This is a genomic window from Echinicola strongylocentroti, assembly GCF_003260975.1.
GTDB lineage: Bacteria > Bacteroidota > Bacteroidia > Cytophagales > Cyclobacteriaceae > Echinicola > Echinicola strongylocentroti.
The window spans coordinates 5443811-5463144 of the sequence record NZ_CP030041.1 but is presented as its reverse complement, the minus strand read 5'-3'; the positions used below and the strand labels follow the sequence as shown (position 1 = coordinate 5463144).

Below are 19334 nucleotides of genomic sequence, written 5' to 3'. Positions count from 1 at the left end.
CCTAATTGCATCTTGAAGTTAGCAGCAGTAGATATTGGGTCTAACGCCATTAGGCTCCAAATCACCCACATCACGCACTATAACGAACAAATTAATTTTAAAAAGCTAGAATACGTCCGCTTCCCACTGCGTCTTGGGAAAGATGTCTTTCACAGTAAATCCATTAGTGAAGGCAGCCGGGAAAAATTCATCAAACTGATGAAAGCATATAAATTGCTCATCGATCTGTATGAAGTAGATGATTATATGGTATGCGCAACTTCCGCCATGAGAGAAGCTGAAAATGGACGCCAAATAGCGCAAGAGGTAAAGCACAAAATCGGCTTGAAAATCCAAATCATCGATGGAAACAAAGAAGCCGACCTGATCAATATTGCCCTACGGAATTACATTGACCATAAACCTTATTTGCACATCGATGTAGGGGGAGGAAGCACTGAGCTAAACATCTATCAAAACAATCAAAAAGTTGCTTCCAAATCGTTCAAAATCGGCTCTGTCAGGTCTCTTGACCATAAAAAATCCCCATTAGTATGGCGAGCAATGCAGGGTTTTATCCAACAAAATGTAGACAAAAAACACAACATCACCTGTATCGGGACAGGTGGCAATATCAACAAAATTTTTGAACTCTCTGCTCCCAGAAAAAACAAGCGATACCTGGACATTGATAAAATAAAGGAAATCCAAGCATACCTTGCCTCCTTTACCTTTGAAGAGCGGGTAAACATCCTTAACCTTAACCCAGACCGGGCAGATGTCATCATTCCTGCCGCTCTCATCTATCTTGCGGCCATGGAAGCAGCCAATGCAAAAAGGATGATTGTCCCGGATGTGGGGCTAAAAGACGGCGTGATGAATGTGCTGTACGAAAAAAACAAAAGCAAATTATCATTATAAAAAAAGACCGGATTTTCACCCGGTCTTTTTCTTAGATCAATTTTACATTGTCCACAATATCATGGGTGACCCTGTAAAATTCCTTATGGATATTAAACTCAGCCTCTCCTTCTTTTGGTGACTTTGCCAGATATGACCCATCCTCCTGCATGATATATGCATTCACATTATCCTTTAGGTTATAAGCCAATATGTTTTTCAACTGTTTCTCCAAGAAAGAATCTTGCACCCGAAAAAGGGACTCGAGCCTTTTCTCAAAGCTTCTGACCATCATATCAGCACTTCCTACATAGGTCCTAGAATCTCCATTATTGTGAAAATGATAGATCCTACTGTGCTCTAAAAAGTCCCCTACAATGGAATAAACTTCAATATTCTCGCTCAAGCCTTTCCTACCAGGTCTCAAACAGCAAATACCCCTCACAATCAATTTGATGGAAACACCACTCTGACTGGCGCGATAAAGGGCATAGATAATCTCACTGTCTTCCAAACTATTCACTTTGATCACAATCCCACAAGGCAACCCTCTTTTAGCATTCTCGGCCTCATGTTCGGTGAATTCGATAAGCTGTTTACGCATGCCCTGCGGAGCCGTGATCAGGTTTTTGTAATTTGAGGGCATGGAATGACCTGTAATTACATTAAAGAATTCAGACACATCATTGGCCAAAACCTCGTTGGTAGTAAGTAGCCCCAGGTCCGTGTAAAGTTTTGACGTATCTTCATTATAGTTGCCAGAACCAAGGTGTACGAACCTAGTCACCTTATTTTCATCCTTTTTGACGATAAGTAATAACTTGGTATGCGTCTTAAAATTACTCACTCCATAAATCACAAAACAACCTGCCTTCTGTAGCCTTTTGGCTTCCTGCATATTGTTTTCCTCATCAAATCGGGCCTTAACTTCAAACAGTACCGAAACGTGCTTTCCGTTTTCAACAGCCTTCAACAGTGCCTGTGTGATCCTTGAATGTTTTGCCAACCTATAAATGGTCATTTTAATGGCCATCACATTAGGGTCTTCTGCCGCCTTGTAGATAAGGTCTAAAATAGGCTCCATACTATTATAAGGATGGTGTAGCAACACATCCTTTTGCTTCAAGACCTGGAAGACATCCTGACTTCCGGTAAGCGGATAACTTAAAGGTGGCACCTGCATTGGAGGCTGTGGAATTCGGTCTTTGAACCTCTTGTTTCCTATGATCTGCCAAAAACTGGTAAAATCCAGCATGCTTTCCTTCTTTATCTTGAATATGGAATCATTCTGGATATTCCAACGATCTTTCAGCAAATTCATCATCCATTTGCTATACCCCTCCTCTACTTCGACACGTACCACTCGCCCTGTTTTACGTTCGTTCAGTTTACGTTTCACTTCCTCCAAGAAATTGGAATCCATGTCTTCCGTCTCCTCCAAGGTAAAATCACCATTACGAATGATTCTGAAGAGATTTATACTTTCGATGATCACGTTACGAAACAAGGAAACAATGTGCTCCCTGATCACCTCCTCTATGGGGATATAGACCACCTCATCCTCACGTTCTATTTCAAAAAAACGTGGTATGTTGGAGGGTATTTGCACAAAGGAAAGTTTCCTATTGTCTTTCTTGTCTCCTGGGTTAATGGTCACTACCCCAAAGATCAGAAGCTTGTTCATCAGGATCGGAAAGGTATGATAACCATCAAACACCATCGGGGTCAACATGGGATACACTGCCTTAAAGAAGTATTCCTTGATGATTTCCTGTTCATCAGTGTCGAGATTTTTGACATTGCTCAATTCAAAACCCGACTCCTTGGTCTTGGGGAGGATTTCATGCTGAAAATGATCATGTTGGGCAAAATGAAAACCCTGTGCATCATCCATTAATTTGGCCTTAAACGGATCTTCCCTCAAACCGGAATAGTCGATTCGCTCCTTATCATAATCAAGATAGTTATATAAAGATCCCACCCTGATCATAAAAAACTCATCTAAATTCGAAGCAGTAATTGCCAAAAATTTGAGCTTTTCAAAAATCGTCCTTGATAATTTCTGAGACTGGTCCAGCACCCTGTAGTTAAACTTGATCCAGCTCAAATCTCTACTGATCAAATCACTACTTTGGATTTTAACGTCCATTCTATCTCTCTCTAAAGTCTCCATAGTATGCTGCTCCATATTTTCTTTCTCTTTTATAACCAAACCAATGCCCTGTAACCGAAGCTTATTAAAACCTCCCGTTTTAGTATCGCATTTTACCTATATCCGGCACTGGAAAAATACTGATAAAAATGCAAAAATAATATAAGTAAAAAGGGGCATATAGCCCCTGAAAATTAATTTTATATTAACCTTTCAAATCAGGTGTCAATTTTAGCATATTTTGCATTTTTCTCGATGAATTCCCTCCTAGGAGCTACCTCATCGCCCATCAGCATGCTAAATAAATGATCGGCCTCTGCGGCAGAATCAATGGTCACTTGTTTCAAAGTACGGCTTTGCGGATCCATGGTAGTGGTCCATAACTGCTCAGGATTCATTTCACCCAGACCCTTATACCGCTGGATACCAATATTGTCCGACTTGCCATCACCCGTCATTTCTTTGGTAAGCTTGACACGTTCGTCCTCGCTCCAGCAATAACGTTCATCCTTGCCTTTTTTGAGCAAGTATAACGGAGGCAAGGCGATGTACACATAGCCATTTTCGATCAACGACCTCATATACCTAAAGAAAAGGGTCAAAATCAACGTCCTAATGTGAGACCCATCAATATCGGCATCGGTCATAATGACGATTTTATGATAACGTAAATGCGTAAGGTCAAGCTCCTTCTCGTCCTCAGCCGTTCCAAACTTAACGCCCAAAGCGGTAAGAATGTTTTTTATTTCGTCATTATCATAAATTTTATGTTCATGCGCCTTCTCCACGTTCAGAATTTTACCTTTAAGTGGCAAAATCGCTTGAAAATCACGGTCCCGGCCTTGCTTAGCAGATCCACCTGCGGAGTCACCTTCCACTAGGTAAAGCTCACAGACCTCAGGATTGGTATTGGCACAATCCGCCAATTTTCCTGGAAGTCCTCCACCACCCAGCACATTCTTTCTCTGCACCATCTCACGTGCCTTTCTGGCAGCATGACGAGCTTGAGCGGCCAGCACGACCTTACCTACAATGACCTTGGCTTCTTTCGGGTGTTCTTCTAACCAATACTGGAGCACTTCTGACACAGCATTGTCCACAGCGCTTACCACATCAGAGTTTCCGAGTTTGGTCTTTGTTTGTCCTTCAAACTGCGGCTCGGCCACTTTGACGGAGATTACAGCGGTAAGCCCCTCTCTGAAATCATCGCCAGAAACGTCGATCTTTACCTTATCCAGCATTCCGGATTTGTCAGCATACCCCTTTAGCGTACGAGTCAGTGCCCTTCTAAACCCAGACACGTGCGAGCCTCCCTCGTAAGTGTTGATGGTATTGACATAGGAAACGACATTCTCAGAAAAGGAAGAATTGTAGCTCATGGCTACTTGGACAGGGACGCCGTTTTTCTCAGCTTCGATATAAATTGGCTCTTGGATGATTTTTTCTCTTGTCTCATCCAGGTATTCTACAAACTCTACCAAACCACCTTCCGAGAAAAACTCATCCGATTTAGGGTTTCCTTCTTCATCCAGTTCTCGCATATCCTTAAGGAATATCCTTATCCCTGCATTGAGGAAGGCCATTTCTCTAAGTCTATTGGCTATGGTTTCATATTTGTACTCCGTGATATTAAAAATCTCTCCATCCGGCACAAAGTGAATGACCGTCCCTCTCTGATCCGTTTCTCCAACTTCCGTCACTTGGGTTTGTGGAATGCCTTTTGAATATTCCTGCTCGAATACCTTGCCGTTTCTATAAACAGTAGCCTTTAGGTGGATAGAAAGAGCATTCACACAGGAAACCCCCACACCGTGCAGACCACCGGAAACCTTATAAGTGTCCTTATCAAACTTCCCTCCTGCGTGGAGAACGGTCATGACCACTTCCAGTGCAGACCGCTTTTCTTTTTCGTGCATGTCTGTCGGAATCCCCCGACCATTATCCTCCACTTGAACAGAATTATCCTCTAGTATCGTGACATTAATCGTATCACAATGCCCGGCAAGGGCCTCATCAATGGAGTTATCGACTACTTCCCAAATAAGGTGATGGAGGCCTTTTACCCCCACATCACCAATATACATGGCAGGTCTTTTCCTTACCGCTTCTAATCCTTCTAAAATCTGAATATTCCCTGCGGAATAATCTCCTAAATTCGACGCTTGTTCTTTACTCATAATTGGATTTATAAAAGAATAAAGAGGATTAAATCCCCTTACTTCAATTTCTGTTTCAGCCTCTAATAATACGACATTTTTGGCACAAAACAGCGAGAAAAGCCCAAAAAATCACCCTTCATTGTTCGGGGAATCAAGCTAAAATTGCCCTGTTCTTAACATTACCAAAGTACAAGCCTCTACGGCCTCGATTCCTGCCTTCTCCAACCGGTCTATAAATGATTGGTTTTCAGATCCAGGATTAAAAATCACCCTCTCTGGCCCCAACGAAACCAAATAATCTTCCCATTCCTCTTGGTGGGCGGGGTTGACATACATTGTTACGGTATGCACATCAGGAATAGCAGGTTTACTTTTGAGATCGAGGATTTTTTCGCCCAATACTTCGCCATCATGGATACTCAGGGGAACAAAAGTGTGACCATGCTCAGCCAGCATCTTTGCTGCCATAAAAGCATACCTACCGGACTTATTCGTCGCCCCTATGATTACGGTCTTTTTCATTGGTTTATCAGCCATATTTTTCCATTAGTTTTTCTGCACATCGCTCTCCATCCATTGCAGCAGAAACAATGCCACCTGCATAGCCAGCACCCTCCCCACAGGGAAAACACCTATTTATCTCAGTATGTTCAAAAGATTCCCTGTCACGAGGAATTCTTACAGGCGAGGATGTCCTGCTCTCCACCCCTATTATCTGGGCATCATTGGTCAAGTACCCCTTCATCTTCCTCCCGAACCCTTTAAACGCTTGCCTTAACCTTGAAGCAATAAAATCCGGCAAAACTTCCTTGGTCATGTTTACCGCTGTGAGCCCCGGTTGATAAGAAGTATCCAAGAGCGACTGGCTATCTTTCCCATTCACAAAGTCCTCCAGGCGCTGAGCGGGAGCGACTTGTGTGGCTCCTGCAGCCTTCCAAGCGGCCTGCTCAATATCAGCCTGGAACATCATCGCTGACAAAGGCCCATATTGCTGGTATTCCAAAGGAATATCCTCCAACTCGACTGCTGATACAATTCCTGAATTGGCATACTTACTGTCCCGCCTGCTTGGACTCATCCCATTCACCACCAATTCGCCTGGTGATGTGGCAGCAGGAACGATAAATCCGCCAGGACACATGCAAAAAGAAAAGACACCGCGTTGTTTTCCATCAAAATCCGTTTGCTGCACCAGTGCATAGGAAGAAGCAGGCAAGTAGGCTCCCCTTTCTCCCGAACAATGGTATTGGATCTGGTCTATTAACTGTTGGTCATGCTCTACCCTAACCCCTAGTGCGAATGGTTTGGCCTCCACAAGAATGGCCTTTTTGTGGAGCAATTGAAATATATCTCGTGCAGAGTGCCCGGTTGCCAAAATCACCCCGAGGCCAGTGATCTTTTCCCCTTCTCCTATTACCACACCTTTCATCTGGCCATCGCTCACTATAAAATCCACCACCTTGGTATCGAAATGGATCTCTCCACCTGCTCTCAAAATACTTTCACGTAAATCACTTACCAATTGGGGAAGTTTATTGGTGCCAATATGCGGATGTGCATCTACCAAAATCTCTTCTCTGGCTCCATGGGCGACCATTATTTCCAGTATTCTGCGAACATCCCCTCGCTTCTTTGATCGGGTATATAGTTTTCCATCCGAATAGGTGCCTGCCCCTCCTTCACCAAAGCAGTAATTAGATTCTGGATTGACGACATGGTCTTTATTAATCGCAGCCAAGTCCCTCCGTCTCGTCCTTACATCCTTACCTCTCTCCAAGACAATGGGTTTGCCTCCCAACTCTATGACCCGCAAAGCCGCAAAAAGCCCTGCCGGACCAGCTCCAACGATAATGACTGGATCGGCATGATGTACGTTTGGGTAGTCTTTGGTTGCTGTAATTCGCGAAGGGGGTGTTTCATTGATATAGATTTCCGCAGAAACATTGACTTTCACCTTTCGCCCCCTTGCATCTATGGAGCGTTTCAATGTCCTGACCTCTATACGATCCGCTGCTTGACTGAGTCCCTCTGCACGACAAACTGCTTCTACGAACTGCTTCTCGTCAAAAGCCACTTCTGGATTAAGCCTAAGCTGTATTTCCTTTTTCATGATGTGAGACTTTCTCCTTTTTAACATTAATGGCACCAAGGGCTAAAGCCCAACTGAACCGGCCGACAACTTACCCGTCAATGGACCATTTTTTATTCATCTTGGCCAAAGACCTCCTTGACCACCCATCCTTTTCCCCACTCTTGGATTTCCTTTTCTGACCATAATTCCGGATAAAAAACAACTTTCTGAAAGCGGGGTGGAAGGTACTTCTGCCAGTTGGTCCCTCCTGTAGCAGCAATATCCTCGGGGGCCTTGTGAAGGTACCTCACCGCAGATTTATAATGTGCCAGTGGCCAATAGACATTTGCCTTAAGGTCTAATGTCCTCATCAAATCGGTCAGCTCATCGTCGATCTCAGGACAGTGCTGATAGATCTTCCATAAGTTTTTCTTTCTATATTTTAGAATGAGTTCCTTAAGCTGCTTCCCGTATTTTTCTTCGAATGTCTTCAAGGTAAGGGTTTTCTCACCCGTCGCCAGCTCTTTGGCCCCAAACTGCCAATAAAGAATATCAAAAAGACTGTCCACGTTGGTGAGGTTAATATCACTGTAATCCTCCCTTTCCTGGAGATTCACCAGGTACTGGATCTCGGTGGCCATGATTTCAATGATCCTGTACTGGGCACTCTGGAACCCACTTGATGGCAATAATGACATCCTGAATTTCAGAAATTGTTCCTTTTCCATTCCCTTCCACATCACCGAAAAAGAAGAAATCAACTGATCAAAGTACATGATGATCCGTTCCAAACGCTGCTTTAAGAAAGCTTTGTTCATGTCTTCTTGCTCACATATTTGCTCCAGCTCCCATATGATCAGCTTAAAGTAAAGCTCCGTGATCTGATGGTAGATAATGAAGATTTTTTCGTCCTTAAAAGACGTCTTTGGCTGCTGCAAAGTCAGCAGCGTGTCGAGGTTGATATAGTCCCAGTAAGTAAGGTAATCGGCATACAATAGCCCCTCCAAGTAAGACAGCATATCCTGACCAGAGGCTTTGTACTTTTCATGTAACAATTGAATTTTCTCGATGATCTCTTTAGGTGGTTGCTCCTTGCTCATGGATTATTTTGCAGCTTAGCTGTCTTTTTTTCAAACTTCTTGGCTATCTTTTAGAAGCTTTAGAGAAATAGTTGCCAAAATATAAAGTGCAAAATTCCGTCTAAAAACCCAATAAACCAAAATTATATGTCGTCATTTCAAACTCAAAACACTTCTGCGAAAAAAGATCTCTTTGAAGGTGTGGACTTTTATGGCATCGACGACCTGTTGACAGAAGAACATTTACTGATCCGGCAGTCCATGAGGGACTTTGTCAAAAAAGAAATATCCCCTTATATCGAAGACTGGTCCCAAAACGCCCATTTCCCATCCGAAATAGTACCGAAGTTTGGCGAAGTAGGTGCTTTAGGCCCTCAGATTCCCGTTGAATATGGAGGCGGTGGCTTGGACGATATTTCCTACGGACTGATCATGCAAGAAATTGAGCGAGGCGATTCGGGTATGCGGTCCACTGTTTCGGTCCAAGGCTCACTCGTCATGTACCCCATCTATTCCATGGGAACAGAAGAACAACGTAAAAAGTACTTGCCCAAACTAGCATCAGGAGAATGGCTGGGGTGCTTTGGTCTCACCGAACCAGACCATGGCTCCGATCCTGGCGGCATGAAAACCCATTTTGAAGACAAAGGAGACCACTATTTGCTCAACGGTGCAAAAATGTGGATTTCAAACGCTCCTGAAGCGGACATTGCTGTGGTATGGGCCAAGGACCCAAATGGGCGGATTCATGGCTTGATTGTGGAAAGAGGCATGGAAGGATTTACCACTCCAGAAACACATCATAAATGGTCATTAAGAGCGAGCTGTACTGGAGAGTTGGTTTTTGATAATGTCAAGATTCCCAAAGAAAACCTGTTGCCGGGAAAATCAGGTCTTAGCGCACCACTGATGTGTCTGGACGCTGCCAGGTATGGAATTTCATGGGGCGCCATCGGTGCAGCCATGGACTGCTATGAATCTGCCAAAAGATATGCGCTGGAACGCATTCAGTTCAATAAGCCCATCGCTTCCTTTCAGTTGGTACAAAAAAAACTGGCTGAAATGCTTACAGAAATCACAAAAGCACAACTATTGGTTTGGAGATTGGGCACATTAAAAAACGAAGGAAAGGCCAGCTCAGCACAAATCTCCCTGGCCAAACGAAACAATGTGGCCATGGCTTTGAACATTGCCCGCGAAGCGAGGCAAATCCACGGTGGCATGGGAATCACAGGAGAATATCCAATCATGCGCCATATGATGAATCTCGAATCAGTCATCACCTATGAAGGCACACATGACATTCACTTGTTGATCTTAGGAAATGAAATTACGGGAATCCCGGCGTTTAAATGAAATCACTAATCTATCCTGCTCTTCACCACTATGGTCCTGGTGGGATTCAAGGGATCATTACTGAATATCGACACCATTTTATGGTCTATTCCAAGTCTGCCAGAAGGGTCAAAGCTAAGCTTCAAGGTGGTCTTCTCTCCTGGTTCAAGATCATAAGTAGGCAAGTCAAACTGCATACAATCACAATTGGTCACGACTTTGCGTATATTTACTGGCTCAGGACTCATATTACTGAGCGTGATTTCACGCTGCACCAGTTCTTTACTGGAAATTTTCCCCAAATCCACGTCCACTTCTGAAACCCCAAGTCTAGGCACCTGATTAACCTCACTTTTTGGTACTGGCGCGAAGTACTCCTGCACCGTTGTCAACAGTCTAAGCGCTACCCCCTCATTACCGCTGGATTCTATCTGAAAGGTCACCTCTTCATCGAAGAAGCCTAGGTCATCTTTCTCCGCGCCATCATATTGGATGGCCAGCAGGCCACGTGACTTGGCTGGAACGATAGCGGGGATCATATTGATTTTTACATGCGGAGGTAATCCACTGTGAGCATCATCCAAGGTGATAGGGAGATCTTTAAAATTATAAAAGTCCACATATTTCACCTTTGGTGCATTGGTGAAGACTTCTCCCATATTGATAGAGCTAAACCTAAAACCAAGATTTCCTACCTTGTAATCATAGTAAGAAGCGACATTTTCTGGATAAGGAATATTGAACCCTTCTAGGTAGAGCGTATCTCCAGCAGGTTTGATATTGGTTTTTACTACCACTTTTTTCTCAAAAGTCCCACCAAAACCAGTAGGTTGATAATCCACTTTGACGGCCCCAATTTGGTCATGCAGCAATGTATCTGTGATAAAATCTACCGTGGTACAGCCACAGTCCGTCTCCACTTCCTCAATGACCACAGGCGATGTCCCGTCATTGACCACAAAAAATTCTGTGGTGACTTTTCCATATTCCTCCATGACTGAGCCTAATGAGGCTTTTTGCCTTTCCCAGATCAGCGGAGAATCCGCAATCGCCTGAGCATGAACAGGTAAAGAAAAACCAACAGAAATAAGTAAGCAAATGGGTATGAACAGGATATTTTTCATGCACACAAATAACGGTAAAATTCAGGCGAATTGTGTCCTATTTTCCTTAATTTGCGTCAAAAATTTAACCGATGGCAAGAGTATTAACAGGAATTCAAAGTTCGGGCAGGCCTCACTTGGGGAATATCCTAGGGGCTATCGTCCCGGCCATTGAGCTTACTAAAAAGGACGATAACGATTCTTTTATTTTTATCGCTGACTTTCACTCGCTGACTACTATCAAAGATGGGGCTCAACGAAAAGAAAACGTGCACGCAGTGGCAGCAGCCTGGCTGGCATTTGGATTGGACATTAGCAAAACCACCTTTTACCGTCAGTCCAGAATACCGGAAATAGCCGAGTTGACTTGGTACTTAAGCTGCTTCACGCCTTTCCCCATGCTGGCCAATGCGCACAGCTTCAAAGATAAATCCGATAAGCTTTCTGATATCAATGCAGGTCTTTTTACCTATCCTGTACTGATGGCTTCAGATATTTTGATCTTTGATGCAGACATTGTGCCCGTCGGCAAAGACCAACTCCAGCACCTGGAAATGACTAGGGATATTGCCAGTGCCTTTAACCACAGAACGGAAGAAGAAATCCTATCATTACCCGAATCCAGGGTAAATGAAAATGTCATGATCATCCCAGGCACGGATGGCCAAAAGATGAGCAAATCTTACAATAACTATATCGACATCTTTTTACCTGCCAAACAGCTCAAGAAAAATGTCAACAGTATCGTAACAGACAGCACTCCGCTGGAAGAGCCTAAAGATCCCGACACTTGTAATGTCTACAAGCTCTACAGTTTGATCGCATCACCTGAGCAGACCGACTCGCTTCGACAAAAGTACCTGGGTGGGAACTTTGGTTATGGACATGCTAAAAAAGAGTTTTTGCAATTGATAATGGAAAAATATGCGAAGGAGCGTGATATCTTCGATTATTATATGAACAACCTCGATGAACTGGATGCCAAGCTGGCAGAAGGAGAAGCCAAAGCTCGTGAAATAGCGCAAACTACGCTAAACAGAGTCAGAGCGAAGCTAGGATACAGGTAACCGTCAGACATCAATAAGGGGAAAAAGGCCAAGTTTAAAACTTGGCCTTTTTTATTAATAATTTAAAATACATTTTTTACATTTTAAAATACTTTTTACTACATTCGTAACAATCATATTGCTTTTTTTATTAACAAATTACCACGAATATGCTGTTCAACTCCATAGAATTCGCATTCTTCCTTCCTATTGTGTTTTTTATTTACTGGCTAGTACTTAAAAACACAGTAAAAGGCCAAAACATCTGGCTACTAGTAGCCAGTTACTTTTTCTACGGATGGTGGGATTGGAGATTTTTATTTCTGATACTGTTCAGTTCGGTTGTCGATTACACCATTGGACTTAACCTCCACAAAGCCACTAAAGAATCCAAACGAAAGTTACTGCTGTTTCTAAGTGTATTTATCAATATTGGTTTTCTCTGCTATTTTAAATACTTCAATTTCTTCCTGGATAGCCTGAATGAAGCATTTACCTTACTCGGAAAACCACTGGAATCCAGCAGGCTAAACATCATTTTACCTGTAGGCATTAGTTTTTATACCTTCCAGACCCTGAGCTATACCATTGACATTTATAAAAGGAAGCTTGAGCCCACAAAGGATATTGTGGCGTTTTTTACTTTTGTCAGTTTCTTTCCCCAGCTCGTAGCAGGCCCCATTGAGCGGGCGAGTCATTTACTGCCCCAGTTTTCAAGGAAGCGAAATTTCTCCTATGACAAGGTTTCAGAAGGAGGCAAGCTGATGCTCTGGGGCTTATTCATGAAAGTAGTCGTAGCGGATCGTTTGGCGGTCTATGTAGATGATGTCTATGTTTTATTGGATCAGCACTCTTGGTTGACTTTATTTACCGCCCATGCATTCTTTGCCTTTCAGATTTATTGTGATTTTGCAGGCTACTCGCTTATCGCCATAGGATGCGCTAAGCTGTTTGACTTCCATTTGATGGATAACTTCCGTCGCCCCTACTTCGCTACATCCTTCAAGTCGTTTTGGAGCAGGTGGCATATTTCCCTCTCCACATGGTTTAAAGATTACGTCTATATCCCAATAGGAGGAAACCGGCAAGGCAATTTTCGCGCTGGTGTCAACCTAGTGGTCACCTTTATTATTAGTGGTTTTTGGCATGGGGCTAACTGGACATATATCATTTGGGGTGCACTCCATGGTTTCTATCAAATTATGGAAAAATACGTGCTTAAGTTCAAGCTTCCCAAAGCGGTCAATTGGCTCATTGTCTTTTCACTTACCTGCTTAGCCTGGGTGTTTTTTAGGGCGCCTTCAGTCGGAGATGCCATGACTGTCCTAGAAAGGATCGTCACCTTCCAAGGTTCCGGCCTGTATTTTGGAGACAAGGGCATCTTCCTTTTTGGGCTCATGGGGCTCTCTATCCTAATGCTCCATGATTATGTACTGGAATTCAAGCCCGATTACCAATTCCTGTACCATCGGAGCCCTATCGTTAGGTATGCAGCCATAGTAGTGCTTATGGTCTTCATCACGACCTTTGGGGTGTTTGACAATAGTCAGTTTATCTACTTTCAATTTTAAAACCTTGGAGCTATGAAAAAGTTAATCAAAAACCTTGTTATCATCTCAGTAAGTTTTCTATTGGTAGATTACACAGTGGGGCTCATCTTGGATACCACCTTAAAAAACAGCCCTGACGGAAGGTTTTACAAAATCCAACACACATTAGCCGATTGTACAGATGATATCATTATCTATGGCAGCTCCAGGGCAGAAAGCAATTACTCTCCCAAGGTGTTTGAAGATTCTTTGGGCCTTACTTGTTGGAATTCGGGCAGAGGTGGACAAAGCCTCCCTTTTATGTATGCGCTAAATGGAGCCGTCACACAAAGGCACTCCCCAAAAATCGCCATCATCAATGTGGAAGATATATTTTTGGAATATACAGAAAAGGAACACCCTTTTTTTGACAGAGCAGCAGGATTGTTAAGGCCGTTTTATACGGACCATTCAGCGGTAAGAAGTATCGTGAACCATAATTCATACGCGGAGCCCTATTTAAACTACTCCAGTTTGTACGCCTATAATTCATCTTATTACTATCTCCTTCGACCTTATGCCATCGAAGGATTGGACGGCAAGATCGAAGACGACGGATGGAAACCCAAGCACGGTAAGTTGAAATCAAAAAATTACAAGCAAAGAGTCGTTCACGAGAAAAATCAACTGAACCCTGAATATGTAGCGCTTTTTGACGAATTTATTACTTCTTTGCGAAATAGGGGGACACAAGTATATGTGGTCACCTCTCCTAACTACAAAGAAAAAGTGATCAGTACACAAACCTTGGAACATATCAAAAATAGAAAGGACATCATCTTTCTGGATTATTTCAATGACACAATGTTTACCGAGAACAAAACGTTCTATAACGACCCAAACCACATGAACCGAACGGGGGCTCTTGCTTTTTCAGCGGATATCGCAAGCAAAATAAAATCTCAGTCAAATTATCTTACTACATCTGAATAGCATTCCTAGCATCTTAACCATTACTAATGTCTTTCACGGTAAAAACCAACATACTACTCATCCTTTTATCCCTACTCCATACTTTTGGCCATGCTCAGGAGGTCAATGAAGCAGACATCATACTTCAAAAATACCGCTCGGTTCTTCTGGAAAACAAAGTAAAAGACAACAACGTCTCCAATATTGTCGATCGCTTTGATGAAAATACTGGAAAATGGAAGGATCTCAACTACCAAGATAAAGACAAAACAGGTTGGGACCCCTCGACACACATTTATCGTATCTCTTACCTGAGTTATGCCTATTTTGATTCAAGGTCCGATTTTTTCAAAGATGATCAACTCATCACCGTCATCAACTTATCTTTAGACCACTGGCTAAACGCACAGTATGTAAATAGGAACTGGTTTCCGATGGAAGTGTCCATTCCTAGATCATTGCTCAATACAGCCATCCTTTTGGGAGACAAGCTCACCCCTGCCAATTTCCAGAACATTTTGGATTATGCTTCAAAGGTCAAGATTTATAAAGCAGGTGCTAACTTGATATGGCTGGCTGACAATGTATTACACTATGCCCTACTCGTGGATGATGAAAATAAGGCCAAAATGGCAATAGGTAAAATCGTCAATGAAATTCAGATAGGCGCTCCTTCTGGCATTCAAGAAGACTATAGCTTTTACCACCACGAAGAACGCCTTCAGCAATTCAGCTACGGCGGTGCTTATTTAGAAATCAGTGCGCGGATAGCTTGGGAACTTGATGGTACATCCTATGCATTTCCGCAGGAGAAGGTCGATATATTACGGAAATTCCTGACAGAAGGCATGTGGTGGATGGCGAGAGGAGAATACACCGTCCCTCCTACCATTGACAGGGCGTGCAGCAGAAGGAATTCCTTAAAAAGTACTGTATCTACAGAAACCGTCAACTACCTCAAGGACCTTGATCCTAATAATCCCACCCCATATAAAGGAATGCTGCAAAGCCTTAGTGGGCCACTCCCCATTACTCCAAAAGGCTCCAAAGCTTTCTATAAGGCCGACCTCCTCACTCATCACTCCGAAAACGCCAGTTTTTTCATAAAAACACTCTCCGAAAGGACACTCCCTGTGGAGAGCATTAATGGAGAAAACAAGAAGGGCAAACTCATGAACTATGGCAATACTTACTTTCTGAAAAACGGAAAGGAATATTATAATCTAATGCCATTTTGGGATTGGAATTTATTGCCTGGATATACATTTGTCCAAGGAACAGAGGATTACAGCCGGAAGCCGTTTACAGGAAGCCTCTCTGCAGAGGGCACGGGCGTGTCGGTCATGGACTATGAATTGGAAGATAAAGATGGCAACAGTACACTCTCTGCCCAAAAATCATGGTTTACGCATAAAAATGTCATGATAGCATTGGTATCAAATCTTCAAACATCCCAAAAAGAATCGATAACTTCCCTCGATCAGTCCCTGTGGGCTGGATGGGTAAAATCTGGCGAGAAAATTTTTCCTACTAGCGGTGATCATGACATTACCAACACAGGATGGGTGTACCATGGTGGATTCTCATATGGTTCACCTTCAGCTCAAAAACTAGGCGTAAAATTAACCGAAAACAAAGGCTCTTGGGGAGATATTAATATTAAATATAAAGGTGAAGATCCGTATAGCAAAAAAGTATTCCTCCCCTATATCAAGCAGCAAAAGGGAAGTTTCGATTATTATGTAGCGGATGTAGCATCCTTGGAAGCAGCAGAACAACTTCACAACAAACCTTTTTGGGAGGTAATTAGCAATTCGGAAGACCTACAAGCGATCAAATTTGAGGACGGTGTTTTGGCAGGCGTTATATGGACTCCAAATGAAGACTTCAAGGTCGGCCAATTGACCATTTCAACTGATGTGCCAGTGTACTTTATAAAATCCTCTTCCGGACTTACACTGACCTCACCAAATCCTGCACATAAAAGCTTCTCTATTACGGTAAATGGCAAGCATCACCACATTGAAAACGACTTCCTAAAAGGGACTCTTTTACCACTTTAGCATAAAAAAAGCGGAATAATGTAAACCACTATTCCGCTTTTTTTGATTTATCGTGATCGCCACAAGTCCTTCATCGGGACGCCATTGATCTGCATCACAAAGCGCGTGGGATTGGGTATGATGATGATGCGCACATCTTGACCATCAAACTGCTCCGACTCGATCGGCACACCTTCTTTTCCTTTTACTTCATAAGAGATTACCCCCTTCGCATCAGGAAGCATTGGGGTATATTTATTGGCCAGATAGGCAGAAGGAAGCAAAATATCAGTGTCTGAGTCTAACTTATCATAAATTTTCTCCAGTTCTCCCTCTAATTCGTCACCATATTCCTCGTTAAAGTCGTCTTCCAGATCATGCATTTCCTCTTCGATATCATCATAATCCTCATCTGCATAGGTCAACTTGCTGAGCTCGATTCTCTTCTCTACAATAGCGGTTAGGTCCTTATCTAACTTATTTAAATCCATTATTATTTTGCTTGTTTTTTCAAATGAAGCATGAAATTAGATAATCCGTGGTGAGTTTCCAAAAACAAACACTAATTCTCACCTAACTTAAAAAACACCTTTCCCTATCAAAACTGCCAAGAAAACTTGAATATTTCAAAAATCATCTCCCCCTACACAAAATATTTTGACAGCTACCCAAATAAGACAAAAATAAACCAATTATTTTATGGTGGAAATCAGGCAAAAGACGGCTTAACAAAGAAGCAATATAAATGTTATCATTACTAAGATCTCAGTATGAAGGCACATAAACCCAAATTACGTCGCTGTGAAAATCGACTTTTCACCTATCAAGTGGAATTCTATATAGGGAAATGGTTTTGGAGACACTCCCCAAGGCCTTCACCTATAATGACTATAAGTTATTTTTTTTAAAACAAAATTCGCTTTTTAAGGCTCTGGTAAATTGATTACGGAACTTCCCCTATTGTGGTTATCAAACAAGTTGATTACTTTACGTTACTTTTTCCGATGTCTTGAAGTTCGGGTTAAAGCGCAATTTGAAGCCATGGATAGTAGACAAGAATGAGGATTACTTAAAAACACACCATTGATTTACTGTTTGTCAAATACAATGGTTTACAAAAAGTAATTTTTTTTTTACTTTTTCATTATCTGTCAAACCGGACAGTGGCATTGAAAGCATTTATGCTTAAATTAGAATTTCATTTATAAGCTTTTTACTAAACATGACAGACGCATCCATTATCAGTAAAGCCCAATCGTGGCTAAACAGCAACATCGACCAAGACACCAAAAGCAAAATCCAACAACTATTAGACGCATCAGATTCGTCGGAACTTGTAGATTCCTTTTATAAGGACCTGGAGTTCGGAACCGGTGGTCTTCGCGGTGTAATGGGAATCGGTTCTAATCGTATGAACGTGTACACCGTAGGAATGGCCACACAAGGTTTGGCCAATTACCTGCTGGCCTGTTTTCCTGGTGAAGAAATAAAAGTAGCCATCACCCATGATTCTAGGATAAACAACACGCTTTTTGCAGAAACCACTGCCAATGTCCTTACCGCCAATGGCATCAAGGTGAAGTATTTTGAAGAAATGCGCCCTACTCCCATGCTATCGTATGCGATCAGGCATTATGGTTGTAAAAGCGGTGTGATGATCACCGCTTCCCATAACCCAAAGGAATATAATGGATACAAGGCTTACTGGGAAGATGGTGGACAGATCGTGGCACCTCATGACAAAAACATCATCATGGAGGTACAGAAAATCAAGTCCATCGATGATGTAAAATGGGACAAGAATGATGCGTTGATCGAATACATCGGCCAAGAGATGGACCTGACCTACCTGAATGAGATCAAAAAATTCAGCCTTTCTCCCAAAGCCATTCTTAATCAGCGGGACATGTGCATCGTATTTTCTCCCATTCACGGTGCTTCAGGAAAAATGGTGCCTGCTGCCCTGAAAACGTTTGGGTTTGAAAACATACATGTCGTAAAAGAACAAGAGCAACCTGACGGGACTTTCCCTACAGTGGTTTATCCCAATCCAGAAGAAGCTGAAGCCCTTAGCCTGTCACTGAAGCTTGCCAAAGAAGTCAATGCGGAGCTGGTCCTTGCCTGCGACCCTGATGGTGACCGCTATGCCGCTGCCATCCCCAATGAAAAAGGCGAATATGAGCTTCTCAATGGAAACCAAACAGGCAGCATCCTTACCTATTACCTACTGAACCAGTGGAGAGAACATGGCCTCTTTACCGGAGAGCAATTCATGGTAAATACCATTGTCACCACCGAACTTATCGAGGAAATCTGTCGCGGATTCAACATCCCTTGCTACAGGGTATTGACAGGTTTTAAAAACATCGCGGCCATCATCCGTGAACTTGAAGGCAAAAAGCAATTTATCGGTGGTGGAGAAGAAAGCTATGGCTACTTGGTAGGTGATGCCGTACGAGACAAAGACGGCGTTTCTGCCTGTGCCATGCTGGCAGAAGTGGTAGCTTATTATAAAGAAAAAGGCATGACACTCTTTGACGTCCTTGCCGATATCTACCAAGAATATGGCTTCTACAAAGAGTCGCTGATCTCCGTTACCAAAAAAGGCAAAGACGGTGCCGAGCAGATCCAGCAACTGATGCACGGGTTCAGGACCAACAGACCTGAAGCCATCAATGGCATCAAAGTGGTAAAAGTGGTCGATGTAAAAGAAAGCAAACTATACAATATCGCAGAAGGAACAGAAGAAGACCTCGTCATGGACAAAAGCAACGTCATCCAATTCTATCTGGAAGATGGCAGCAAGATTTCTGCTCGACCATCTGGGACTGAACCAAAAATCAAATACTATATATCAGTAAACGAACACCTTCCAAACAGAGACGCCTACAGAAAAGTAGAAGCCTCTCTTGCAGAGAAAATCGAAGGACTCAAAAAGTTCTTTGGATAAATCGGGATAAAACAACT

The 19334-nt window shown here is 42.7% G+C and carries 14 protein-coding genes; 7 read left to right on the top strand and 7 right to left on the bottom strand.

Translation table 11 applies throughout. The features are described 5' to 3' along the window. Positions 1–12: 12 nt before the first annotated feature. Positions 13–900, top strand: coding sequence for a Ppx/GppA phosphatase family protein (locus DN752_RS21685; RefSeq protein ID WP_112785921.1), 888 nt, complete (start codon positions 13–15; stop codon positions 898–900). 31 nt (positions 901–931) lie between these two features. Here the strand turns inward: DN752_RS21685 and ppk1 are convergent, their stop codons facing one another. The 5 genes from ppk1 to DN752_RS21660 form a co-directional block, all read right to left on the bottom strand. Further along, positions 932–3067 carry a polyphosphate kinase 1 gene (gene ppk1 / locus DN752_RS21680; RefSeq protein WP_112786653.1) on the bottom strand — a complete coding sequence of 712 codons (2136 nt, stop codon included), beginning with the start codon at positions 3065–3067 and terminating at the stop codon, positions 932–934. Between the two features lie 182 nt (positions 3068–3249). Beyond that, positions 3250–5208 (bottom strand): DNA topoisomerase (ATP-hydrolyzing) subunit B, encoded by a 1959-nt coding sequence (gyrB, locus tag DN752_RS21675; RefSeq protein ID WP_112785920.1) that lies wholly within the window; start codon positions 5206–5208, stop codon positions 3250–3252. Between the two features lie 138 nt (positions 5209–5346). Beyond that, positions 5347–5712, bottom strand: a complete 366-nt coding sequence (locus DN752_RS21670) for a CoA-binding protein (protein ID WP_245949355.1) — start codon at positions 5710–5712, stop codon at positions 5347–5349. A 7-nt stretch (positions 5713–5719) separates the two neighbouring features. Beyond that, positions 5720–7300 carry an NAD(P)/FAD-dependent oxidoreductase gene (locus DN752_RS21665; protein ID WP_112786652.1) on the bottom strand — a complete coding sequence of 527 codons (1581 nt, stop codon included), beginning with the start codon at positions 7298–7300 and terminating at the stop codon, positions 5720–5722. A gap of 92 nt (positions 7301–7392) precedes the next feature. Continuing rightward, a complete protein-coding gene (locus DN752_RS21660; RefSeq protein WP_112785918.1) occupies positions 7393–8361 on the bottom strand; it encodes a tryptophan 2,3-dioxygenase family protein in 969 nt (322 codons plus the stop codon). A 126-nt stretch (positions 8362–8487) separates the two neighbouring features. Here DN752_RS21660 and DN752_RS21655 point away from each other — a divergent pair, with 126 nt between their 5' ends. Then, on the top strand, positions 8488–9696 hold the full coding sequence (locus DN752_RS21655) for an acyl-CoA dehydrogenase family protein (RefSeq protein ID WP_112785917.1): 1209 nt from the start codon (positions 8488–8490) through the stop codon (positions 9694–9696). Positions 9697–9701: 5 nt separating this feature from the next. On the opposite strand, the gene DN752_RS21650 is transcribed toward DN752_RS21655, so the two are convergent. After that, positions 9702–10799, bottom strand: a complete 1098-nt coding sequence (locus DN752_RS21650; protein WP_112785916.1) for a DUF1573 domain-containing protein — start codon at positions 10797–10799, stop codon at positions 9702–9704. A gap of 71 nt (positions 10800–10870) precedes the next feature. Here DN752_RS21650 and trpS point away from each other — a divergent pair, with 71 nt between their 5' ends. From trpS to DN752_RS21630, 4 genes are all read left to right on the top strand, one after another. Then, the gene (gene trpS, locus DN752_RS21645) at positions 10871–11845 is read left to right on the top strand and encodes a tryptophan--tRNA ligase (RefSeq protein ID WP_112785915.1); all 975 of its coding nucleotides are present in this window, start codon (positions 10871–10873) and stop codon (positions 11843–11845) included. Positions 11846–11994: 149 nt separating this feature from the next. Further along, positions 11995–13395 carry an MBOAT family O-acyltransferase gene (locus DN752_RS21640; protein ID WP_112785914.1) on the top strand — a complete coding sequence of 467 codons (1401 nt, stop codon included), beginning with the start codon at positions 11995–11997 and terminating at the stop codon, positions 13393–13395. A gap of 12 nt (positions 13396–13407) precedes the next feature. After that, on the top strand, positions 13408–14346 hold the full coding sequence (locus DN752_RS21635) for a hypothetical protein (protein ID WP_112785913.1): 939 nt from the start codon (positions 13408–13410) through the stop codon (positions 14344–14346). A gap of 26 nt (positions 14347–14372) precedes the next feature. After that, a complete protein-coding gene (locus DN752_RS21630) occupies positions 14373–16388 on the top strand; it encodes a polysaccharide lyase family 8 super-sandwich domain-containing protein (RefSeq protein ID WP_112785912.1) in 2016 nt (671 codons plus the stop codon). Positions 16389–16435: 47 nt separating this feature from the next. Here DN752_RS21630 and DN752_RS21625 read toward each other — a convergent pair whose 3' ends face one another. Next, positions 16436–16858: a hypothetical protein gene (locus tag DN752_RS21625; protein WP_112785911.1), complete on the bottom strand. Its 423-nt coding sequence runs from the start codon at positions 16856–16858 to the stop codon at positions 16436–16438. Positions 16859–17589: 731 nt separating this feature from the next. On the opposite strand from DN752_RS21625, the gene DN752_RS21620 reads away from it, so the two are divergent. Then, positions 17590–19317, top strand: coding sequence for a phospho-sugar mutase (locus DN752_RS21620; protein WP_112785910.1), 1728 nt, complete (start codon positions 17590–17592; stop codon positions 19315–19317). The last annotated feature ends 17 nt before the right edge of the window (positions 19318–19334 follow it).